We start from the raw sequence: 22,916 nt of genomic DNA, 5'->3' as shown, positions 1-22,916 counted from the left end.
AAATAAGAACAAATATTCGACTTTTAGAGGAGGTAATTTCTTGTCCACTATTCGTTTCTTTCATGCAGCAGATTTACATTTAGATAGTCCGTTTAAAGGCGTATCTTCAATGCCTGCCGCTCAATTAAAAAGTTTAAGAGAAAGTACCTTTAATGCATTTCAATCATTAATTGACTATACGGTACAAGAAAAACCAGATTTTTTATTAATAGTAGGAGACATATATGACGGTGAAGACCGTAGTTTACGAGCTCAACATAAATTTCAACAGGGGATGGAACTTTTAAATAAGCATCAAATTCCGGTCTTTATTAGCTATGGCAATCATGATCATTTAGGTGGCAAGTGGACGAGGTTCCAGCTGCCTGACAATGTCCATGTGTTTGATAAGAAATTGGAAAAGAAGCATATCCAAATACGTCAACAAGATGTCTATATAAGTGGATTTAGTTATAAAGAGAGGCATGTAAAAGATTCGATGAGTTCTTTATTTGAAGAAGCAACTCAAGATGAGGCTTTATATATTGGGATGTTACATGGCAGTTTAGCTGGAGATACAACACATGCTGTTTATGCGCCTTTTACAAAAGACGAACTCATTAGTAAGAAGTATGACTATTGGGCGTTAGGTCACATTCACAAAAGACAACTTATACATGCAGAACCACCAATTGTCTACTCAGGTAATATTCAAAGTCGCCATCGAAATGAAAAAGGTATAAAAGGTTTTTATGATGTTAGTTTAGAAAAAGGTCAATCATCATTAACTTTTGTTCCTACATCATCCATCATTTACGATGAAGTGATTTGTTCGTGTAAAGACATTGTCCATGCGAATGAATGGTTTGAAGCGATGGATGAAGTCATTGATCGATTTAGAAGTGAGCATGGGGCTGGCGTGATTGAAGTACTACTTACAGAAATTGATATACAAACTCAATCTATGTTCGAGGCAACTCCAAAGGATGAGTGGCTGTCAATGATTCGTGAAAATCAAGAATTCAAAGATCCCCATATTTGGGTTCAATCCATTACGCTGGAGATGCCAGAAACGATTGAAATGGAATCTACTGGTCTCACAGAACAAGTCTTATCCGTCATGGAGAATTGGGATACACAAGAATGGAAAGAAATCGTCAGTGATGTGTATCAGCATTCTAGATCTAGTCGATTTATGGACAAGTTAACAGAAGATGAATACAAAGATATTGAACAGAATGCACGTGCATTTATTCACAGAGAACTTACTGTAAAGGAGTGAAGATCCCATGCGAATTCAAAAGCTTGTTATATATGGATTTGGACAACACGAAGACATTCAAATCGATTTAAAAGATGGGATTAATGTTTTTTTTGGTTTGAATGAAGCAGGGAAAACAACCATTCAACAGTTTATTTTGTCTGTTCTTTTTGGTTTTCCACTTCGCAATCAAGGACTTTTAAGATATGAACCAAAAGGTGGAGGCAGACACGGAGGACAAGTCCATATTCTTCATCCTGAGTTTGGGAAGGTCATCGTGGAGCGTACAAAAGGGAAGTCTGCTGGAGATGTAATGGTGTATTTTGAAAATGGTTCTCGCGGAGATGAAGAAACTCTAAAAAAAGTACTTTACCGATATGATCGAGCTTCTTTTGAATCTATTTTTTCATTTACCATATTACAACTGCAAAACTTCGATAAAATGACGGAAGAAGAGTTAAGTAGAACTTTACTTGCATCTGGTACCACTGGTGTCGATGCGATGAATAAACTTGAACAAAGAGCTTCGAAGGAAATGAATTCTTTATTTAAAAAGTCAGGTAAAAATCCTGAAATGAATATCAAGATTGAAGAGATTCGAACGCTAGAGCAAACATTAAAAGATTCTCGGTCTCAAATTGATCAATATGAACCTTCAATTTTACGGATTTCAGAAATAGAACAAGAATTAAAGCGAATAAACGAAGAAGAATCAGAGCTGAAAATTCAAAATGAACAATTTGCCAAGTACCGACAAGTTAAACCTTTAATCGAACAACAACAAGAGTTAAAAGCAAAGTTAAGTAACATTAGTCAAAACTCCTTTCCGAAGGAAGGAATTCGTCGGTTTGAAGGACTTAAGGATCGCGTACAAGAACTTACCATCCAAATCACACAATTAGAGCATAATATTCAACAATCCAAAGGACAAGCTTTTGAGAAAAATCCAAATGAGCATATTAAACAATTAGAATCCACGCTCGCAAAAGAATCGGAATGGCATCACTTAAAACTTCGTAAACAGCAGTTAGCGAATGAACGTGACCAAGCAACGCGAGACATGGAACAGCAAATGCGTTTAATAGGTATCAAAGATAAAGAGCATTTTTCGCAAGTTGTGAAAATGGATGTTTCTCTTCAAAAAGAAGAGCATTTCCAAAATATCCTTAATGATATATCGCAAGTAGATGAATCAATTCGTTACGAAAATCAAGGTTTGAGTCGCCTACAATCAGAATTAGAAGAATCTAATCGTAATTTAGCTGAGTTAAAAGAAGAAGCACCAACAAACGAAGAGATTGAATTGGCAAGTAAGAAATCTGCATTGGTCAATCAATTAGCCGAATTAAAAGCACTCCAACATGTTTCTCAAACATCAGAAGCGTCTTCTGAAAAATCAAACATTCCCTTTATGGTAAGTGGACTTATCTTACTCACTTCTATAATCGGAGCTGCACTAATCGGTAATTGGTTAATTGCAGGTTTTGGTGTAGTTTTAGCTGGAATCATTTTATTTTTATTAATGAAAGGGAATCAAGCCACTCCCCAAGCTAAAAAGAAGGATTACCGTGAAGATATTACGAATGTGGAACAAGAGCTCGCAAAAGCTGAGCAAATGGCCAATAAAGTGATGAATTTTAATGGAAAACAAAAACAACTACTCGACCAACAAGCTGAAAAGCAACATGTGCGAGCAAAATTATCGGAGAATCTTACTCGCTTAACCCAAAAGAAACTTGAAGCTAATCAACATCTTAACGAATTTTTAATGGCATATGGATTTGATGGATTAACTCAAACTCAATTGTTTACAGAATTATTTAAGCGAATCAGACTAATTCAAGAGCTTCATCAAACGATAGCTCAAAAATCTTCTGAACATCAAGAGGTCATTGAGGAAATTCATCATCAGATCGTAATGATGACTGAATTGACAGGTGAAACGCTAAATGAAAACAATGCATACCATCGTTTAAGAGAAATAACGAATGAGTGGAAGAATCGTCAAAACAAACAAGTCTTTGCTGAAGAAAAAACAACCGAATGGAACCAACAATTAAGTGAAAAACAAAAATTGTTAGAGGTTCAAACAAACGAAATTGATGCATTATGGTTGGAAGCTGCAGTTAGTGATGAAGCCGCATTTTATGAAGCGGATGCAGCATATCAAACAAAACAAGCACTTCAACAAGAATTAAATGCAATAGAAATGCAATTACATTCAATTGGTGAAGTAGTGTTGCCTCAATTAAGTGAAGAGGAACAAATTAGTCATCTTGAGAATGTGGATGATAAATTAACATCTCTCGAAAAAATGCGACATGAACTTTTAGACGAACGAGCTATGTTAAAACAACAAACCAATTCTCTTTTAAGTGATGAACATTATGGGAACGTTCTTCAACAATTTGAACAGAAAAAAACAGAGCTTGCTGAGCTGGCCCATAAGTGGGCAGTTAACAAAGCTGTGATGGAAGCAATAAAACAAACGATGGATAATCTGAAAGAAAAAAGGTTACCATTTGTTTTGGAAAAAGCTCAACAATTCTTTACACATTTAACAGGGAATCGATACGAGACTCTCGAAGTAAATGAAGAGGGAATTTTTGAAGCTGTTAATCCTCAAGGGATCAGATTTAGAATAGCTGAACTGAGTCAAGCGACAAAAGAACAAGCTTATATCTCTCTGAGATTCGCATTAGCCGAATCGCTAATCGAGACAGTTCCACTTCCAGTTATCATGGATGATCCATTTGTTCATTTTGATCAATTCCGAGTAAATCAAATGGTGCAATTAATGACGAATTTAGAATACAATCATCAATTCCTGTATTTCACATGCCATGAAGAAATGAAATCGATTTGGCCGAATGCGCACGTTATTGATGTTGCAGCATTGCAAAAAGAAAGGAGTGTGCCGAGCATATGAAAGGGATCACACAATTAGCAGTAGGAGAAACAGTTGATCATTACTTATTAATCAAACAATCTGTAAAGGCTTTTACCACTACAGGAAATCCGTTTATGACGCTAATATTGCAAGATAAGAGCGGAGATATTGAAGCGAAACTTTGGGATACGAATGATGAACATGAAACGTTATACCATGCTGAAGCAATTATTCGAGTTGGAGGAGAAATCCAACATTATAGAGGGAAGAATCAATTGCGTATTAAAAGTATACGCCCAGTTAAAGAGGAAGAAGGCATCTCTTTAAGCGATTTGATGCCATCAGCTGAGAAGTCAAAAGAAGTTTTATTGGAAGAACTAATGCAGTATTTCTTTGAAATGAAAAACCCACAAATTCAACGTATTACAAGACATTTATTGAAAAAACATCAGCCTGCCATTATTACATTTCCGGCAGCGACAAAAAATCATCATGACTATGTTTCCGGTTTAATTGATCATGTCGTCTCGATGCTTAAACTGGGTAAGGCTTTATGTGATCTATATCCAACTATTAATAAGGATTTATTGTATGCAGGTATCATCTTACACGATGTTGGAAAGGTAATTGAGCTTTCAGGACCTGTAGCCACTTCTTACACAATTGAAGGTAATTTATTAGGCCATATTACCATTATGGTGAACGAAATTGCTAAAGCCGCGGATGAGCTTGAAATTGAAGGTGAAGAAGTGATGCTTCTCCAACATATGGTTCTTTCTCATCATGGAAAAGAAGAGTGGGGAAGTCCTAAGAAACCAATGTTACTTGAAGCTGAGATGCTTCATTATATCGATAACATTGATGCGAAAATGAATATGCTTAATCGCGCACTTAATAAAACAAATCCAGGTGAATTTACAGAACGACTATTCCCGCTAGATAATCGTTCGTTTTATAAACCAACATTTGAATAGACAAAAGGAGCCTCCAAAAACTTGGAGGCTCCTTTATTCATATTCAAATGATTATTCAGCTGCTGGTGCTTCTTCGCCTGCATTTAAAATTTGATCCAACGCATCTTTTAAATCTTCATCTTTGATTTTAATATCAGCGTCTTTCATTAATTTAGATACTTTAGGAAGTAGCGTGCTTTGGTCAGCTTTAGCCATTAATAATTGCTTACGAATTTCGTCTGACTTTTCTTCTAAAGTAGCTTCCATTTCAACTTCACGTTTTTCAGTTACCTGAATGATATGGAATCCAAATTCTGATTTTACTGGTTCGCTGATTTGGTCAACTTCTAATGCTAATGCAGCATCAGAGAATTCTTTCACCATTTTATCTGGTGTAAACCAACCAAGTTCGCCACCTGATTCTTGTGCTGCTGGCTCAGTAGAATATTCTTTAGCTACTGCAGCAAAATCAGCTCCGCCGTCAAGCTTTGACTTAACTTCTTTAGCTGTTTCTTCATCAGCAACCAATACGTGACGAGCATTTAATTCAGTTTTCATATTTTCGTATTGTTTTTTAACTTCTTCGTCTGTTACTTCGACGCCTTCAGTTAATGCTTTTTCTTGCAATAGGTTTAACTTAATGTACTTTTTGTAACTTTCTTCGGTTTGTCCTTGTTGTGCAAGGTATTGGTCAAAACCTTCGCCCATTTGTTCTTTTTCAGAATCAAATTGTGCATTTATTTCTTTATCCGAAACTTCAAATTCTGAATCCAACACTTTTTCGATAAGCAATACTTGTAAAGCTTGTTTGCCGACAGATGTTTTCATTTCTTGATAAAGTTCTTCCTTTGTTACTTCTCCAACTTTAGAAGTGGCAAGTACTTCAGAATCTGCTGCTTCGTTGTCGTTACATGCAGATAATGCTAAAACAGATGCTGCTAACGTTAATGTTAATACTGATTTTTTCATGTGTAATCGCTCCTAACTATCATCTTGCTGCAGTTGTTACTATACCACAAACGTTTCGAAAACAAAAATGGTTCCCCTATTAATGCCTACAATTAGAATATTTTGTCGCATAGGATAACAAAGAGAAGGGGGGTGTGCGAGTTGAGTCAAGGATATCAGCAACAATCCAACTTTGCGTTAATCGTCGTTTTATTTATTTTGTTAATTATTGTAGGTGCAGCATTTCTGTACTAAATAATGAACAAACCAAAAAGAAAAGTCCATTTACCTGTAAAACAGGTGAATGGACTCTTTTATGCGGTCATTGTAATTTCTACAAAAAATGAAACTAATAATATAGTAACCAAGACATTTATGGTTCTAAAAATCTTCGTTTGCTTTTCTTCTGGAATTTCTCTTTGCATACATAATGCATAGGTCATACGATTAATTTGGAATAAATATACGATTGAGAATAGAACTACTATAGCAATGATCACGTCTATTCCTCCCCTCCGACAATCTTCATAATCATAACAAAAGCCAAAGAAAAAGAACAGTAATTTGACTAGACATACGTAGGTGGAACTAATATTTCATAGCCAGTGTCTGTTTCTTCAATCAACGCTTTTTTCGGTGATTTCAGCAAGTTTTTAATATACAGTAAATCAATCAAACATAATCCACAATGGTATGCCAATAACATGGCGAAGTAATGTCCGAATTCAGGAAATGCGAACGCTCCCGATATGAGAACTCCATTTATGAAAATGAATGGCGATAGTAGTGCAAATAAAAAACGTGCTTTTGGAATGGGCTCTTTAATACGTAGTGATAATACAGGTAAAAAACCCATTTGTTTTTTTACCGACCAACGTAGTCGATCTCTATATGTCATTATAGGCAAAAAGTGCAGCAATTTATGCAAAGGATAAATTAAAGCAAAACTACCTAGGAACATAAAAAATCGATCATCAGAAAGTTTTATATCGTTTGATATTTTAAACATCATATAGAAAAAAGTGAATACCGCAACAACAAAAAGTGAAGACAGCATGAAAATACGATCGAAGCCGTATTGTTTTTTTACGTTAATGGTTTTCCAGCAGTGCACAATATGCATCTCCTAAGTAAAATAATATACTTGCAGATACATACATTACGATGTTTTGTTAAAAAAAGCAAGCTTACTCATATTACATTTTAGAGAGCGTTTTCAAGTGTTGATATCACTCATTTCCTAGATGTTACCGAAGGATTCAAATTTCCATTCTTTTCATCAAAGGTTTGATCAATATTTCGGAAGGAGTGCTCAAAGATTTCCATGAAGTCATCTCCATAAATATTACGAATAACCGCCATAACCTCCATGAACTCTGGAAAACGTCCGTATAAATCTTTGATTGGCAAAGAACCTTCAATAACTGAGTGAGGAGTATTGTGATAATTTTCGATCATGTTGAGTAAAAGTTCTTCACCCTTTTCCGTTAACTCTACATATGTATTTCGTTTATCATCGTCTCTTTTAGAAAAGGATAATAATCCGCGTTCTTCTAATTTTTTAGAGAAGTTGAAAGCTGTGGACACATGCATCACACCGAATTTGGCAACATCTGAGATTGATGCACCTTTCAAATGATATGAAATCCACAAAATATGATGTTCATTAATATTCAAGTCATAAGGTTTTATCCATTGTTGCCAATCTTTTTCGACTGCTTTCCATAGTGCCTTAGATAGTTGTGCAATGCGTTGGCTGTAGAGCATTGCCTCTTTCATTGTGTACATTGGGTCGGACATGCCATCACCTTCTTTTCATAAAAATTTACTTTTTTTCATTATAGCAATAAAGCAAAGAGATGCATAGTTGGAATCTTGTAAATATTATATTAATTACAAATCTATGAAAGAAATAGAAAAGGCTCATAGATAGTTGACAGAACCTTTCATAATTGATTAAATGCTTAACACGTTTCGCTTCAGGTGGACGCGTTCCGCGGGCGGTCCGTGAGCCTCCTCGTTCGCATAGCTCACTGCGGGGTCTCACCTGGACCCGCTAGTCCCGCCGGAGTCGCCACCTTCCGCTTCACTGAACAAAATCTAAAATAAACTATTAGGCAGATATTATTAAATTGATTCCATTACTTACAATGAGATAAGTTAATGAAAGTAACTGAGAGTGCGAAATCCTTTATATTAATTAATTTGCTTTGGTCACAAATAAAAATGCTGACTATAACAGTTGAACCTATGCGAAGGGGTCTTCACATAAGTTGAATATAACCAAATGTTTTATTGTAAGAATTAATCACAAAATTTTTAGTACAAAAATGTGCATCATTACATTTTTCATATCGAGAACATGTTGATTGAAATGGAGGTGGCGACTCCGAGGGGAATAGCAAGAGCTTTAGACCCTGGACTGAGCAACGCGAGGTAAGAGGCTAAAGCCTTGCCCCCCGGAAAGCGTCCACTGAAATGGAAATCAACCTATAATCTTGTGGTAAAATCTTCATAGGGAATCGACTAAAGCCTTGCACTTCGAAAATGCGTCCACAGAAATGGAAATCAACACTATATACGAAAATCAAAAAGGTTCAGCATCTATGTGCTGAACCTTTTTTGGATTATTCATGTAGTTGGATTAGGATCTTTTTGATGTTTCGCTAGTGATTTTTCTAACTCTTCCATCGCCATTTGTATTGAAGCAATTTCGTTTTGAAGATTCTCTTGAATTGGTGCTGTTTCAGTTTGCCACTTTTGGACCGATTTTTTTAATTCATCAATTGTTTGTGGAACTTGAGTTTTAGATTCCTTCGTTAAGTTTGAAATCGATTGTTTCAAATCACTTAATTGGAATTTAACTTCTGATAATTTATCTTTCCAATCAGCTGAAACGTTTTTTACGTTCGTACGCATTTCAGTACCCGATTGGGGAGTTGAAAATAAGACCGCTGCGGACCCTGCAAGCAAACCAGCTCCAAGCCCGACTAAAAATGTAGATGCTTTCATCTCGCAAGCACTCCTTTCATATACACTTACTATTCCTTCTTTTTACCTAATTAAAACATGTATGCATAAAGAGAACAACTGTTACTTAGGCAGTGTCAGTAAAGAATATGGTTGTATAGTTTATTCCATAATAAAAAAGCCTGCTACTTGAGCAGGCTTTGAAAAGTTAGTTTGATAACGCTGTTTCGAATTTTGAACGTTTTACAAGTTGTGTCACAATCGGAAAAATCACAAACAGTGCAATTGCGTTAATGACGACTGCTGGTAATACGACCGTAAGAACAAGTGGTAAGAAGGGAACTTCTACCCCAATTACAAATATGGCAACTGATAAGAAAATGACGCCAGATAATAAAGTTCCAGCTCCCGCCAGTACAGTTGCTACTGGTAGCTTACTTGAATAATGTTTTAATACAACCACTACAGCATAAAAGACAAATGCGGTAATAAATTTATCAACTACATTTGGGATAAACCCTGCAGGAAATGTTGAAAATAGTCCTGACAGAACTCCGGTTGTTAGTGCTAATAAAAACACGTGTGACGCTTTTGGAAATAATAGAATGCCGATAAACATCATTGTGAGCATGAAATCTGGCTTCATCCCGTTCCCAAATCCCGGAATCACCAAGTAAAGGGCTGCTCCGACACCTACAAGTAGGGACATTAAAACTAAACTTTTTGTATTCATTTCTCATCTCTCCTCAACTAAACTAGTCTGATTTTTGGAATCTCCTAATGTGTCCTATGACCATTAGCGAGAAACTTAGTGCTGATTTTACGTGCTTTCCATAAGGATTGCAAGTCTAAATACTTAATTGAGATTTGATTTTTTCTGCGTATTCCGTCACCAAATCAGTCGTGAGTTGTTTTTCTTTTGTTTGCCAAGTCGCTTTAAAACCATCTGTTTGATCGTATCTTGGGATAAAATGAAGATGGAAGTGGAAAACACTTTGTCCGGCTGGAGCACCATTGTTATTTAATAAATTGAGTCCAGCTGGATTAAACGAAGCTTTTATTGCAGAAGCAATTTTAGGTGCTACAGAGAATAATTGACTCGCATCTTCTGAGTTCATATCAAATACATTTTCATGATGTTTTTTAGGGATGAGTAAAGTATGTCCTTTTGTTAAAGGGAAAATATCCATAAAGGCCAATACGTGATTATCCTCATACACTTTAATACTAGGAATAGAACCATCTACAATTTTACAAAATAAGCAATCGCTCATCTAGTAACACATCCTCTCATGATTGACGTAAGTTTATCATATATTGCATAAAGGTAGGAAAGGATAGTGGCAGATTTTTTACCCTACTTTTGGTAATATTAATTTAGAAATGAGGTGCCCGAATGAATGTATTAGAAGTAAATGCTGTAACAGGTGGTTACACACGTAAACCCGTTATTCATGAATTATCATTTTCAATTGCACCTGGCGAACTAGTCGGGTTAATTGGATTAAATGGCGCAGGTAAAAGTACAACCATTAAACATATTATCGGGCTGATGAATCCGAAAAATGGGGATATTCGCTTAAATAATGTTACCTTCGAAGAAAATATGGACAAGTATCGATCTGCTTTTTCATATATTCCGGAAACACCTGTCCTTTATGATGAATTAACATTGAAAGAACATTTAGAGTTAACAGCTATGGCTTATGGGCTTGACCAAGAGACGTTAGCAGCAAGATCAGAGGTTTTATTAAAAGAATTCAGAATGGAAAAGCGGTTAAATTGGTTCCCATCCCATTTTTCGAAAGGGATGCGTCAAAAAGTAATGATTATGTGTGCTTTTTTAGTGAATCCTTCTCTCTATATAATTGATGAACCTTTTGTTGGACTGGATCCACTTGGTATTCAATCGTTGCTTGATCAAATGAACGAAAAGAAAAAGACTGGTGCTTCTGTTTTAATGTCCACTCATATTCTGTCGACCGCAGAACGTTATTGCGATCGAATCTTACTTCTTCACAATGGCCGAATAAGAGCGCAAGGAACGATGAATGATCTGCGTACAGCATTTAATATGCCGCATGCGACTTTGGATGACTTATACATTGCCATGACGAAGGAGCAAGAAGATGAATAGCTTGCAAGATGTGTGGCGCATTCGGTTCGTCTATTATGTAAATGAACTTCAAAAGTATTTAAAATATGTTTTTACAGGTCATTTGGCATTCGTCTTTGTTTTTGTCATTGGTGCAGGAGGCTATCAATATAGTGAATGGTTAAAAACAGCTCCGTCAGATTTTCCCGCCACTTGGTTAATGGCTGGGGTTTTAGGTATATTGTTGGCTTATAGTCCGTCAACCACATTAATTCGTGAGCCTGATCAAATGTATTTATTGCCACTTGAGTCATCACTAATGGGTTATATGAAAAAAGCTTTAAACTGGACGTTTTGGTCACAAATTTTCATTGTCATTTTGCCATTTATCATATCCATTCCGTTATTATCACAAGTTGGAAATGTGGAACCCGTAACATTAGGTGCGGTTTTCGTATCCATGTTTCTGCTGAAATATTGGAATGTTAAAGTAGAGTTTGTTTTCCGTTGGGCAAATGTAGGACAAGGGGTATGGGGAGATCGTGCGATACGAGCGCTTATTTCCATCCTGTTTTTACTTGCTGTCTTTGCCATGGTGCCTTTTTATTTTGTATTGTTACTGATTCCTATTGTTTTTTACTATTCCGTATGGGCAAAACAATTAAAAGGACAACCTTTTCCGTATGAACATTTCGTGAAGCTAGAACAGAACCGGATGTTACGTTTTTACCGATTTGCTAACTACTTTACGGATGTTCCACATATCAGTGGTTCCATAAAAAGAAGAGCTTGGCTGGATTGGATTTACCGCATAACTCCATATGGACGAACAAATTCTCAAGAATTTTTAGTCCTGCGAACCTTTATTCGAACCGACGATACGTTTTATTTATGGTTGCGTTTAACGGGTATTGCCACTATAGGAGCTATTTTTATCGGTATTCCAGTAGTTGTCATGATTTTTGTGGGTGCAATGGCATTCGCAAGTGCACTCCAACTTAAGCAAGCTTTATCCTCTTCAAATGAGTTCCGAATGGATATGCTTTTCCCGATCGGGGAAAAAGCTCGTGGACTTGCAGTTAATAAAGTCGTTCGAATTGTCCAAGTTGTGCAAGCGGTCATCGTGTTGTTTGCGATACTGTTGACTGGTTCAGACGACGTACTTTTATATGTTGCTCCAGTTGTCGCACTTGTTATTAGTGAAATGACTTTGAGAAAGAGTAAATAAACAAAGATCTCATCACCTGATTGAAGTCGGGGATGAGATCTTTTTGTTTAGTTAGAATGGCAATAAAATCTTAAGGGGGCCTTTAGGTTGAATGATGTCTTGTATGTCTAAAATTGGGATAGGGAAGTAGGGGAATCCAGCTACGTAAGGTGAAATCTCATAAAGTTGGAAATAGATAACGAGTGAATGATCGGCAAGATAGAAATCTTGATCCTCACGAATTTGGGTAAATTCTTCAAGAATGGGAATCTCCCATTCAGTTATTTTAGGTTTAATAATTTCGGATAATCGTTTTACATAATCGCTACCAGGTAAAAATAAATCTTTTAATTCGTAGTGATTACCAGTTGTTACATTGAACGATAAAGCTTTTACAAGCGTCATTCCGTGTGCGCCACCCGTAAAAGAGTAGACGGTTAAGGTCAAACTTAAAATTTGACGTTCATTCGTTTTAATTTCAAATTCTCCGACCATTTCAACTAGACTTTCTTCGTAAAATCCTAGTTCTATGACCATATCGTTTAAGGTTGCCACAATTTTTTGGTTGATTTGATACTCTGCATGGAGGTTTGGAAGTCCGAATACGTAAGGATAGTAGATGGAGATTTTCGGTGAATGCCTAAAAATACGTCTATGCCCAATCATGACAGGAAAATCCATTTCATCTTCCTTTCTTATTATGTTAACCCTAGTCCTTGTCTTCTCTAATTGTCACATCAAATTTACCCAGCCCTAAGGATGTTGAAAGTTGATTGGACAGATCTTGTATGTAAGTTTGTGCTTTCTTTTTACTCGAATCTAGACCGAATAATACAATGGTTATTTCCTTTTCTTCCATACTGAAGATCGTGTATCCAATACTACCTGTAGGTTGATATCCTTCGCTTTTCAAAGCGTTTATCAATTGTTCATGAAAATTTGTCTCTATCATTAAACTGTTGACGGTTTCCACTTCTTTCACATCTCGGAGAAATAAATCCTGATCGGACTCTTTTGTAAAAGTGAAGAACACCAGAAATAACACAACGACCGTGATGACGAGTAAACCGAGTAGAACAATGCCGCTATTTGACCTTCTCACAGTCTCCCTCCAAGTGATTACTTATTCCTTCAACCTATGCCATCTATTTGAATTTATTCAAAAGAAAAAGTTGCTTCTCCTATTGAAAAGCAACTCATCTATCAATCATTCAGTTGTTTGATAATCAATTACTGCAGCTCCAAGCGTTTTGGCCGCTACAAGCATAGCACTTTCTTCGAAATCAAATTTAGGGTGATGATGTGGATACACTTCTCCAGCAGGTTGTGCTCCTGTGAAGAAAAATGTTCCTGGTACTTGCTCTATATAATAGCCGAAATCTTCTCCACCCATATGTTGTTCAGATTCTCTGACATTTAAAACGCCTGGCGTTTTTTCAGCTACTTCTTTAAGGAACTGAGTTTCAGATTCATGATTCACTACCGGTGGATATCCACGTTCGTATAAAAATTCATATGTGCAATCATTTGCTAAGCAAGTTCCTTGAATGACTCTTTCCATTTCTTTTTCAATCAGATTACGGACTTCAGGATTAAACGTACGAACGGTTCCAATTAATTTAGCTGAATCAGCGATCACGTTAAACGCATTGTGTGAGACAAATGAGCCTACAGATATGACAGCTGAATCAACAGGGTTAATTCTTCTTGAAACAATCTGTTGCAAATTAGTTACTAATTGAGCCCCAATGACGATGGCATCCTTTGTTTGATGAGGACTAGCCCCGTGACCACCTCGGCCTTGAATGGTCAATTCAAATCGATCGGCCGCAGCCATAACTGGACCGACGCGGTATTCAATTGTGCCAGGTGGGGTTAATGACCAAAGATGGGTTCCAAATATTGCATCAACGCCTTCTAGACAGCCATCTTCGATCATCGGTTTAGCTCCACCTGGTGCATACTCTTCAGCATGTTGATGGATTAACACATATTCGCCAGCTAATTGTTCTTTCATTTCAAACAATGCTTTACCTAGAACTAGGAGTGTAGCTGTGTGACCGTCGTGTCCACAAGCATGCATCACATTTGGAACGGTCGATTTATATGAAACTTCTTTTTCGTCTTGAATAGGGAGTGCATCAAAGTCAGCACGCAAAGCGATGGTCTTACCAGGCATTGCACCTTTGATACGAGCGATTACGCCATTCCCACCGACATTTGGTGTGAATTCAATTCCTAAGTCTGCGTAAAAGTCTTGAATATACTTTGCGGTATTTGTTTCTTGAAACGAGACCTCTGGGTGCATATGGAGGTGACGTCTAATAATGAGCATCTCTTCATACGTGCTGTCTAATTTTTCGAATAGCTGTTGTTTCAAAATCGTTCATCCTTTCGGCTAGCGAAATAGTTTTAATTTTTGTCATTATATCATTCTGATACATGTGTAACAATTAAATGTTTTCAATTTTCAATTAGTCTTTTATCCTCCTTAAGACGGAGTTAAATTCCTTCTAGCGTAAGACGTTTTATTATGAGAAGCTGATAACATAGTGGTAGTAGGATTAGAGAGATGGGTGGGATTTTCATGAAACGTCCTTTTTTAACGGTGTTATTTTTCGTCGGATTAGGAGCCATTTTACTTGGAATGAATTTAGGTTTTTTTGATTTAGGAGAAACGTCTTGGACTAAGCTCATTATTCCAGCTTTATTGATTGTAATAGGGGCTAGCTCGCTAGATAGTTATACGAAAAAAGATCGTGAGGGTATGACCCTATTATGGGGGCTATTTACCTTTACTTTCGGGAGTCTAGTCATTCTAGGCGTTCTTGATTTGTTTGAATTCACTTATGGAGACTGGTTAAAACTTTGGCCAATTATATTAGTTGCGATTGGATTACATCAATTGTTTAAAAAGCCAGTGATGAAAAAAGATAAAGGGAAAACAATTATCTATACGAATTGGGATAAAGATGATGAAAATAATGTTAAAAAGAAGAGAAGACCCGTTGAATCACTTCAATTTAAAGAACAAGATTGGGAAGTCGTTCCCATGAATCGAGTGGTGAATATTGGTTCGTTTTTCTTTGACTTTTCAAAAGCAAATATTCCTCTGGGCGAGACACCCATACAGTTGAGTGGGAATGTGGGAGACGTTAAGATTTTGGTGGATGAAGATGTTGCGATTAAAGTGACATTCAAATCCAACGTGTTAAGTACAGATATTCTCGATAAGAAAGAAAATGGACTGCGTTCAGAAGTGGAATATGAAACGCCTGGATACGAAGAAGCAGAACGACGTGTCAAACTGTTTGTTGATTATCATGTTCTTGATGCGAAGATCAAAAGGGTTTAGGGAAGGGCGTTTATATGACTTCAATCCGGTTTTTATTAATAAAACAAGCACTTCAAATAGCCTTCTTATCTAGCAGCATCTTGTTTGTCCTGATTCAGCTTTTCGTTTTACTAATGCCCACATTTCAACTTTCGTTATATGAGTCGCTCTTATTTATAAGTATTACTTTTCTGGTCGTCTTATGTACGGGTGTATGGTATGGGAATAAAACAGGATCAGATTTATCATCTAGAATGACAGATATTCTCGCTGGATTTGGACAATTGCAAAATGGTAAATACACCTCAAGATTAGCTGTTCAAAAGGAAGATGAAATTGGTCTTGTAGAAGATGGATTTAATGATTTAGCTGATCAAATGAATGGACAACTAAAATCGTTGCAACGCTTGGTTGATCAAAATGTCACGATGATTAAACAAGCTGAGCAAGCAGCTATGACAGAAGAACGTCAAAAAATTGCAAGGGAATTACATGATGCAGTGAGTCAGCAATTGTTTGCTTTATCGATGTTGGCTTCGGCTGCTGAACGGACTGCGAGTAGTGAACTTGCTCAGGCGGTACCACTCATTCAGAAAATGTCTGTTCTATCTGTTAAAACACTAAATGAAATGCGTGCGTTATTGTTGCATTTGCGTCCGATGGATTTGCAAAATAAATCTTTATTTACAGCGATTTCCGAGTTAATTGCTGAACTTGAATCGAGAACGGATGTGGTTTTCGAATTTCGTTTTCCTGAAGAATGTTGCTTATCTCAAGGGAGTGAAGAGCATGTCTATCGAATGGTTCAAGAAGTACTGGCGAATTGTTTAAGACATGCGGAAGCTCGGCATGTGAAAATTGCTGCTAAAGTTTCCGGAAATCAATTTTCACTCATGATTCGTGATGATGGGAAAGGCTTTGATCCAGCAAAGAAAAAACAAACGTCATACGGATTAATTACAATTCGTGAAAGATGCGAAGAAATTGGCGGAACCGCAAGATTGTTTGCTAGAGAGGGAGAAGGGACGGAATGGACTTTTCATATTCCGTGTCAACTTAGTAAAGGGGATCTGATGAATGAAACCGATACGTCTTGGGATAACGGATGATCATGAAATGGTTCGATTAGGGCTCGTTTCCTACTTTTTAACAGAGCCAGGAATCGAAGTGGTAGGGGAAGCAAAAAGTGGAATGGAAGGTATCGCATTAGCAAAACAACATATGCCTGACGTTATGTTAATGGATTTACTAATGGAGAATGGAAATGGAATCGTGGCAACAAAAGAAATACTCGCATTTCATCCGACTTGTAAAATCATGATATTAACGAGTTATTACGACGAAGAACAAGTTTTCCCTGCGCTCGAAGCGGGGGCTTTTAGTTATTTATTAAAAACACTTCCTGCAGAAAAGATAGCAGAAGCTGTGCGAGATGCTGTAAACGGTAAAGCGACCATTGCACCTAAAGTTACGGACTTAATGATGAAGAAGTTGAGACCGAAAGATCGAATGCTTCATGATGATTTAACGGAACGTGAAATTGACGTTCTTAAGTGTCTAGGTGATGGACTAAGTAATCAAGAAATTGGGGAAAAGCTATTTATCGGTGTGAAGACAGTAAAAACGCACGTTAGCAATATATTAGCGAAGCTGGAGTTAACAGACCGGACGCAAGCAGCAGTGTATGCGAATCGAAATGGGATTTTGCATTAATAATGCTAATTAATTTTTATTAATCAATAGTCTAATGCGTTTAATGGGAATTAATGGAAATAAGGGATACTAAGTTTTAAAAACTTTGTATCCCTATTCTCTGACTTGAAATCGATATTACCGGCGGTGGTCAATATTCCTAAAGGGTATATCGTACATTCAGAGTGTCCTAATTCAACTTTTTAATAACAATTGATGAATTTACGTTTGTTTGTGTTCCTCCTGCATTCGTTTGCAGAGTAACACCTGCTGTAGAGGTGTGATTTCTAAGACTGACAACATCATTCGCTGCTAAAGTAATGATAGTTTGCCCGTTGTTCTGTTGTGTTCCAGCGCCTGATCCATAGATAGAATCCGTAACAGGTATTCCATTAACGAATAGAGAAAATTGATTAGGCTCTACTCCTGATACGGAATAGGTTATTTCATAGTCTCCAGCGTTCTCAACTAAAATATCTGAGGATCCCGGAGTGTGATTAATTCCAGGTGTAATTACACCATTAGAACTGAAAAGGATAGGGCTTTCTAAAGCTACTACTTGTGCATCTACATTGTATATATAACCATAGTTTGATAAACCTCCGGCAGGTCCTTGAATCCCTTGTGGTCCTTGAGGTCCAACCTCACCTTCAGGTCCTTGAATCCCTTGAGGTCCTTGAGGTCCAACAGCTCCGTCGGCTCCATCCGCGCCAGCAGGCCCTTGAATTCCTTGAGGTCCTTGAGGTCCAACAGCACCGTCGGCTCCATCCGCGCCAGCAGGTCCTTGAATCCCTTGTGGTCCTTGAGGTCCAATAGCACCGTCCGCTCCGTCCTCGCCAGCAGGTCCTTGAATTCCTTGAGGTCCTTGAGGTCCAACAGCACCGTCCGCTCCATCCGCGCCAGCAGGTCCTTGAATCCCTTGAGGTCCTTGAGGTCCAACAGCCCCGTCAGCACCGTCGGCTCCAGCAGGTCCTTGAATCCCTTGTGGCCCTTGAGGTCCAACAGCCCCGTCAGCTCCATCTGCGCCGGCAGGTCCTTGAATCCCTTGTGGTCCTTGAGGACCAACAGCACCGTCAGCACCGTCGGCTCCAGCAGGTCCTTGAATTCCTTGAGGTCCTTGAGGTCCAACAGCTCCGTCGGCTCCGTCCTCGCCAGCAGGTCCTTGAATCCCTTGAGGTCCTTGAGGTCCAACAGCTCCGTCGGCTCCGTCCTCGCCAGCAGGTCCTTGAATTCCTTGAGGTCCTTGAGGTCCAACCGCTCCGTCAGCCCCGTCAGCACCAGCAGGTCCTTGAATTCCTTGAGGTCCTTGAGGTCCAACCGCTCCGTCCTCGCCAGCAGGTCCTTGAATTCCTTGAGGTCCTTGAGGTCCAACAGCACCATCAGCTCCAGGAAATCCTTGAGGCCCTCTAGGTCCAATCGCACCATCCGCCCCAGGGAATCCTTGAGGTCCTCTAGGTCCAATCGCACCATCCGCCCCAGGAAATCCCTGAGGTCCTCTTGGTCCAACCTCTCCATTCTTTCCAGGGAACCCTCTTGGTCCTCTTGGTCCTCTACAACATATTCGTTGACTATCCTCATATTTGCATTTAGTACGATTTTCTCTGCATTCATTTGTATACTCTCGACTGCAAGTTTTTTTTGTTCGACTACAACTTTGCATTTGCTTTTTTTTACAACAAACTTTACATTTTCCTTTTCTATTATAATTCATAAATTTTCACCTCCTTTTTCAAAAGATAATTTATCCTATGAGATTTAATTCTATTGAGGTAGGCAAATTTATATATTATTCTCTGAAATTTAACTGAATTTGTAATTGCAAATTAACATAGTTTAATTCAAACGCATTGTATTTTGTACTCCTATACAAATGAATGGGTGCTGTCTAAAAAGTCTCTAAAATAAAACAGATATGATTAATTGGAATGAAAGGTCGTGGAAAACATCTGATTCTGTTCTTGGAACATTAAAATGCGTAGCATAAGAAATAAACAAAAAACTACATAAAATGGGAACTTCGCCGAGTCATATTTTACGACTTTTAGGACACCCCCTTGAATAAATGTAAGGGGATTATTGTTTCAATTTTTTCAAAATCTTTTAGTATCAACTCAGCCACCTTTAAAATTTTTAATCATAAATATATTTTTGGCATTTTATTCCATTAAGAAAGTTAAATTCTTATCATATCTAAATCGTAAGTAACACTGTTTAAATAAATGCATTCCTACTTATATAATTCTCTTTATGAGTAAGTATCACTTTTATAATTAATATGCATGGAATGAAGGCTCACCTTTTATACGCTCTTTTCATAACCTATGAATATTGAGCGGAAGGAGTGGTATGTAAATGAATGGCGAAGCGCAACAAACTGTTGAGTATGTAAGTGCCTACGATCCGTATGTGTATCAAACGTTGACATCAGTAGTTGGGAAAAATATTGTGGTCCAAGTAACCAATAACAGCGTCGTTAAAGGTGTATTGACGAAAGTGTTACCCGATCATATTGTTGTCGAAAAAAATGGAACTCCATTTTTTGTCCGATCCCAACAAATTATTTGGGTAACGTTAGGAAATTAAAAACATGTTCCCGTAAATTTCGACATATAGTAACCAATGGAAGTGGGTTCCATTGTTAAGTAATTGATAAGGAGGAACATTCATTTTTAAACGAGTAAATAGGTTGCAAATTGACCTTCCGGCACCTGAATATGGCGATGCGAATGCTGCAGCAGCAGTCCAAGAATTGCTTGGTGGGAAATTTGGGGAAATGTCTACATTAAATAATTATATGTATCAATCCTTTAATTTCCGTCAAAAAAACAAGTTCAAACCTTTTTATGACTTGGTTGCTTCAATTACGGCTGAAGAATTCGGTCATGTAGAACTGGTTTCTAACACCATTAATTTATTACAAAAAGGTGTTTCGTTTGATGGGAAACCTGATGTAACCCCTCTACAGAATGGGAAGGATTTACGAAATACTTATTCGCTCATTGCAACAGCACAAACTTCATTAGCAGGAGATTCGATGGGGAATCCATGGCGTGGGGATCATGTTTTCTCCAGTGGGAATTTAGTATTAGATTTACTCCATAATTTCTTCTTGGAATGTGGCGCAAGGACACATAAAATGCGTGTTTATGAAATGACCAATCACGAAACAGCAAGGGAAATGATTGGATATCTGCTAGTGCGCGGTGGTACTCATGTTCTTGCATACGCAAAAGCAATTGAGATGGCGACAGGAGTAGACATTACGAAAATGCTACCTATTCCAAATTTAGATAACCGAGCGTTCGATCACGCAAGGAAATATGAAGACCAGGGATTAGGAAATATTTTATTTACTTGGAACGATGAAGGGCAATACAAAGACATTCGCCAAATTTGGAAAGGGGATAATCCAAGTAGTGGCCAGCCTCTTGTCGTACAAGAAGGTATTCCAAAAGGTGGGAAAATTCCAGACTTAGATGATCTCCCAGAGGAGTTTGCGCCAGGGATTGGACCAGATGAATATCAACAAATTGCAAAACGTTTAATGGCTAATATGTAGTTTTAGATAAAGGGAATGCATTGATTGTGCGATAAAGAGCTCGTTTTGACCGATAACCCTTTGAGTATGTGAGATAAACTTCTAGAGTGACTGATAAAACAACAAGTCTGTGCGATGAATTTTTTTCGCCAACTTGTTTATATATGAAAAAGAGTCAACCCACAAAGGGGCGACTCTTTTCTTTTATTCGTCTTCTTTTTTTGGAGCAGTTCGATAGGTCGTTACATAGGAAGCGCTTGAAAAAATATTAGGTCTCTTATCAATTCCTTCATCTGTGCCACGTTTTTCATGTGCTTTATTATATGCTTGAGATGTTTGCCACGCTTCGAATGATCCTGGTCCTGTCCATTCAGTCAAAATGACGTATGTATCTGTACCAATAGGTCGCAAAACACGGATGGCAATAAATCCTGGTTCATCTTCGATTGCTCGTGCACGATTTTTGAAGCGATGTTCGAAAATAGGACGTCCTTCATCTGTTACAGGAATGTTATTGAAAACAAAGTAGCCTTGATCACTTAATTCACCTGACGAATCAATTACTTCATATTTTCGCGGTGTTTGAAAGACAGTTGCTCCAGACGTTTCATGTAATAACACGGCATTCCCTTCACCATGAAGAACAACCATCTTTTCATTGGCATGTTTTTCTTTTAATGAAAGCATAAAGTCAGGTGTACCAGAAGTTAAATAAATATTCATTGTAATCCCTCCATATCTCTATCTACAGTATAATCTTCCCTGATTGAAAATACTTAAAACAACTCTTTGACTAAATGATGTCTTCTATTCAAGACAATTCTATGACAATTGTCCTCGATAACTATACAATATAGAAGAGAAAGTCTATATTAAGAACGAATATAACGAGAAAATTGACTAATATGTGTAAGTGAAAGGAAGGATACGAATTTTATGAGAAAGATTAATGACACATTCTTAAGAGCAGCAAAAGGTGAGAAAGTAGATTACACTCCGGTGTGGTATATGCGTCAAGCAGGCCGTTCACAACCCGAATATCGAAAAATTAAAGAAAAATATTCATTAGAAGAAATTACACATCAGCCTGAATTATGTGCATATGTAACAAGATTGCCTGTAGAAAATTATGATGTAGATGCAGCTATTTTATACAAAGACATCGTCACGCCACTTCCTGGAATTGGTGTGGATGTCAAAATTAAAGCTGGTGTTGGTCCTGTCATCTCTAATCCGATTCGAACAGTTCAAGATGTAGAGAAACTAGGGGAGCTGTCTCCACAAGATCATATTCCATTTGTACTTGAAACGATTAAAATTTTGACGGAAGAACAACTAGATGTTCCGTTGATTGGATTCTCAGGAGCACCATTTACTTTAGCTAGTTACATGATTGAAGGCGGACCTTCAAGAAACTACAATAAAACAAAATCATTTATGGTGACAGAACCTCAAGCTTGGTTTGCGTTAATGGACAAGCTGGCAGATATGATCATTGTTTACGTAACTGCGCAAGTGAATGCAGGGGCAAAAGCGATTCAAATTTTTGACTCATGGGTTGGCGCATTAAACGTAGAAGATTACCGTATTTTCATTAAACCAATCATGACTCGCATCTTTAGTTCAATTCAAGAACTAGGTATTCCAGTCATTACATTTGGTGTTGGTGCAAGTCACTTAGCGAAAGAGTGGCACGACCTTCCAGTTGATGTTGTCGGTTTAGACTGGCGTTTATCGATTGAAGAAGCTCGCGGAATGGGACTAACGAAAACGCTTCAAGGAAATTTAGATCCATCCTTATTATTAGCTGATTGGTCTGTAATTGAAGAACGTGCTAAACAAATTATTGATCAAGGTGTGAATCACCAAAGTCATATTTTCAATTTAGGACACGGGGTCTTCCCAGAAGTAAATCCTGATGTATTAAAACGATTAACAGCATTTGTTCATGATTACAGCCGTTCGCAGATGAAAGCACATTCATAAGATATTCAAGTTCGTAAGTTGAGATTGAACCTGTCAAAATGAAGATTGAAAATAATGAATGAG

At 37.6% G+C, this 22,916-nt stretch carries 24 protein-coding genes; 12 read left to right on the top strand and 12 right to left on the bottom strand.

Annotation, left to right across the window (positions count from 1 at the left end):
• The first annotated feature begins 40 nt into the window (after positions 1 to 40).
• Genes AC3EA5_RS08680 through yhaM form a run of 3 tightly spaced genes read left to right on the top strand, consistent with a single transcriptional unit; the run spans position 41 to position 5,104 of the window.
• A complete protein-coding gene (locus AC3EA5_RS08680; RefSeq protein ID WP_488607957.1) occupies positions 41 to 1,261 on the top strand; it encodes a metallophosphoesterase family protein in 1,221 nt (406 codons plus the stop codon).
• Positions 1,262 to 1,268: 7 nt separating this feature from the next.
• Positions 1,269 to 4,169 (top strand): ATP-binding protein, encoded by a 2,901-nt coding sequence (locus AC3EA5_RS08675; RefSeq protein ID WP_488607956.1) that lies wholly within the window; start codon positions 1,269 to 1,271, stop codon positions 4,167 to 4,169.
• Positions 4,166 to 5,104, top strand: coding sequence for a 3'-5' exoribonuclease YhaM (yhaM, locus tag AC3EA5_RS08670; protein WP_488607955.1), 939 nt, complete (start codon positions 4,166 to 4,168; stop codon positions 5,102 to 5,104). The genes AC3EA5_RS08675 and yhaM overlap by 4 nt, the downstream gene beginning before the upstream one ends.
• Positions 5,105 to 5,155: 51 nt before the next feature.
• Here yhaM and AC3EA5_RS08665 read toward each other — a convergent pair whose 3' ends face one another.
• A complete protein-coding gene (locus tag AC3EA5_RS08665; protein ID WP_488607954.1) occupies positions 5,156 to 6,052 on the bottom strand; it encodes a peptidylprolyl isomerase in 897 nt (298 codons plus the stop codon).
• A gap of 141 nt (positions 6,053 to 6,193) precedes the next feature.
• Here AC3EA5_RS08665 and AC3EA5_RS08660 point away from each other — a divergent pair, with 141 nt between their 5' ends.
• Positions 6,194 to 6,286, top strand: coding sequence for a YjcZ family sporulation protein (locus AC3EA5_RS08660; protein WP_488607953.1), 93 nt, complete (start codon positions 6,194 to 6,196; stop codon positions 6,284 to 6,286).
• A 59-nt stretch (positions 6,287 to 6,345) separates the two neighbouring features.
• Here AC3EA5_RS08660 and AC3EA5_RS08655 read toward each other — a convergent pair whose 3' ends face one another.
• The 6 genes from AC3EA5_RS08655 to AC3EA5_RS08630 all read right to left on the bottom strand — a co-directional run bounded on the left by AC3EA5_RS08655 (position 6,346) and on the right by AC3EA5_RS08630 (position 10,275).
• Positions 6,346 to 6,531 (bottom strand): hypothetical protein, encoded by a 186-nt coding sequence (locus AC3EA5_RS08655; RefSeq protein ID WP_394188787.1) that lies wholly within the window; start codon positions 6,529 to 6,531, stop codon positions 6,346 to 6,348.
• Between the two features lie 68 nt (positions 6,532 to 6,599).
• Positions 6,600 to 7,154 carry a DUF3267 domain-containing protein gene (locus tag AC3EA5_RS08650; protein WP_488607952.1) on the bottom strand — a complete coding sequence of 185 codons (555 nt, stop codon included), beginning with the start codon at positions 7,152 to 7,154 and terminating at the stop codon, positions 6,600 to 6,602.
• 110 nt (positions 7,155 to 7,264) lie between these two features.
• Entirely contained in the window at positions 7,265 to 7,831 is a 567-nt protein-coding gene (locus tag AC3EA5_RS08645) for an HTH-type transcriptional regulator Hpr (protein ID WP_488607951.1), read from the bottom strand.
• A gap of 831 nt (positions 7,832 to 8,662) precedes the next feature.
• On the bottom strand, positions 8,663 to 9,043 hold the full coding sequence (locus tag AC3EA5_RS08640; RefSeq protein ID WP_488607950.1) for a YtxH domain-containing protein: 381 nt from the start codon (positions 9,041 to 9,043) through the stop codon (positions 8,663 to 8,665).
• Between the two features lie 166 nt (positions 9,044 to 9,209).
• Positions 9,210 to 9,734 carry a tryptophan transporter gene (locus AC3EA5_RS08635; protein WP_488607949.1) on the bottom strand — a complete coding sequence of 175 codons (525 nt, stop codon included), beginning with the start codon at positions 9,732 to 9,734 and terminating at the stop codon, positions 9,210 to 9,212.
• A gap of 115 nt (positions 9,735 to 9,849) precedes the next feature.
• Positions 9,850 to 10,275 (bottom strand): HIT family protein, encoded by a 426-nt coding sequence (locus AC3EA5_RS08630; protein WP_488607948.1) that lies wholly within the window; start codon positions 10,273 to 10,275, stop codon positions 9,850 to 9,852.
• Between the two features lie 122 nt (positions 10,276 to 10,397).
• On the opposite strand from AC3EA5_RS08630, the gene AC3EA5_RS08625 reads away from it, so the two are divergent.
• Entirely contained in the window at positions 10,398 to 11,138 is a 741-nt protein-coding gene (locus AC3EA5_RS08625; protein ID WP_394188793.1) for an ABC transporter ATP-binding protein, read from the top strand.
• On the top strand, positions 11,131 to 12,324 hold the full coding sequence (locus AC3EA5_RS08620) for an ABC transporter permease (RefSeq protein WP_488607947.1): 1,194 nt from the start codon (positions 11,131 to 11,133) through the stop codon (positions 12,322 to 12,324). The genes AC3EA5_RS08625 and AC3EA5_RS08620 overlap by 8 nt, the downstream gene beginning before the upstream one ends.
• Positions 12,325 to 12,375: 51 nt before the next feature.
• Here AC3EA5_RS08620 and AC3EA5_RS08615 read toward each other — a convergent pair whose 3' ends face one another.
• The 3 genes from AC3EA5_RS08615 to AC3EA5_RS08605 all read right to left on the bottom strand — a co-directional run bounded on the left by AC3EA5_RS08615 (position 12,376) and on the right by AC3EA5_RS08605 (position 14,683).
• Complete coding sequence (locus AC3EA5_RS08615; RefSeq protein WP_488607946.1) at positions 12,376 to 12,984, bottom strand: DUF3298 and DUF4163 domain-containing protein; 609 nt, start codon at positions 12,982 to 12,984, stop codon at positions 12,376 to 12,378.
• A gap of 28 nt (positions 12,985 to 13,012) precedes the next feature.
• Positions 13,013 to 13,405, bottom strand: a complete 393-nt coding sequence (locus AC3EA5_RS08610) for a hypothetical protein (protein WP_488607945.1) — start codon at positions 13,403 to 13,405, stop codon at positions 13,013 to 13,015.
• A 105-nt stretch (positions 13,406 to 13,510) separates the two neighbouring features.
• The gene (locus AC3EA5_RS08605) at positions 13,511 to 14,683 is read right to left on the bottom strand and encodes a M20 metallopeptidase family protein (RefSeq protein ID WP_488607944.1); all 1,173 of its coding nucleotides are present in this window, start codon (positions 14,681 to 14,683) and stop codon (positions 13,511 to 13,513) included.
• Between the two features lie 207 nt (positions 14,684 to 14,890).
• Between AC3EA5_RS08605 and liaF the strand changes: the two genes are divergently transcribed.
• The 3 genes from liaF to AC3EA5_RS08590 are packed head-to-tail and all read left to right on the top strand — an operon-like array spanning position 14,891 to position 17,350.
• On the top strand, positions 14,891 to 15,658 hold the full coding sequence (gene liaF, locus AC3EA5_RS08600) for a cell wall-active antibiotics response protein LiaF (protein ID WP_488607943.1): 768 nt from the start codon (positions 14,891 to 14,893) through the stop codon (positions 15,656 to 15,658).
• 14 nt (positions 15,659 to 15,672) lie between these two features.
• Entirely contained in the window at positions 15,673 to 16,746 is a 1,074-nt protein-coding gene (locus tag AC3EA5_RS08595; protein ID WP_488607942.1) for a histidine kinase, read from the top strand.
• The gene (locus AC3EA5_RS08590; protein ID WP_488607941.1) at positions 16,715 to 17,350 is read left to right on the top strand and encodes a response regulator; all 636 of its coding nucleotides are present in this window, start codon (positions 16,715 to 16,717) and stop codon (positions 17,348 to 17,350) included. The genes AC3EA5_RS08595 and AC3EA5_RS08590 overlap by 32 nt, the downstream gene beginning before the upstream one ends.
• Positions 17,351 to 17,519: 169 nt before the next feature.
• Here AC3EA5_RS08590 and AC3EA5_RS08585 read toward each other — a convergent pair whose 3' ends face one another.
• Entirely contained in the window at positions 17,520 to 19,040 is a 1,521-nt protein-coding gene (locus AC3EA5_RS08585) for a collagen-like protein (protein WP_488607940.1), read from the bottom strand.
• A gap of 641 nt (positions 19,041 to 19,681) precedes the next feature.
• On the opposite strand from AC3EA5_RS08585, the gene AC3EA5_RS08580 reads away from it, so the two are divergent.
• Positions 19,682 to 19,912 carry a DUF2642 domain-containing protein gene (locus tag AC3EA5_RS08580; RefSeq protein WP_488607939.1) on the top strand — a complete coding sequence of 77 codons (231 nt, stop codon included), beginning with the start codon at positions 19,682 to 19,684 and terminating at the stop codon, positions 19,910 to 19,912.
• Between the two features lie 82 nt (positions 19,913 to 19,994).
• Entirely contained in the window at positions 19,995 to 20,888 is an 894-nt protein-coding gene (locus AC3EA5_RS08575) for a manganese catalase family protein (RefSeq protein ID WP_488607976.1), read from the top strand.
• A 183-nt stretch (positions 20,889 to 21,071) separates the two neighbouring features.
• On the opposite strand, the gene AC3EA5_RS08570 is transcribed toward AC3EA5_RS08575, so the two are convergent.
• Positions 21,072 to 21,590 carry an antibiotic biosynthesis monooxygenase family protein gene (locus AC3EA5_RS08570; protein WP_488607938.1) on the bottom strand — a complete coding sequence of 173 codons (519 nt, stop codon included), beginning with the start codon at positions 21,588 to 21,590 and terminating at the stop codon, positions 21,072 to 21,074.
• A 213-nt stretch (positions 21,591 to 21,803) separates the two neighbouring features.
• On the opposite strand from AC3EA5_RS08570, the gene hemE reads away from it, so the two are divergent.
• Positions 21,804 to 22,853, top strand: coding sequence for a uroporphyrinogen decarboxylase (gene hemE / locus AC3EA5_RS08565; protein ID WP_488607937.1), 1,050 nt, complete (start codon positions 21,804 to 21,806; stop codon positions 22,851 to 22,853).
• Positions 22,854 to 22,916: the final 63 nt, after the last annotated feature.

Source organism: Paenisporosarcina sp. (genome assembly GCF_057785155.1).
This window is presented reverse-complemented; position numbering and strand designations above follow the sequence as displayed.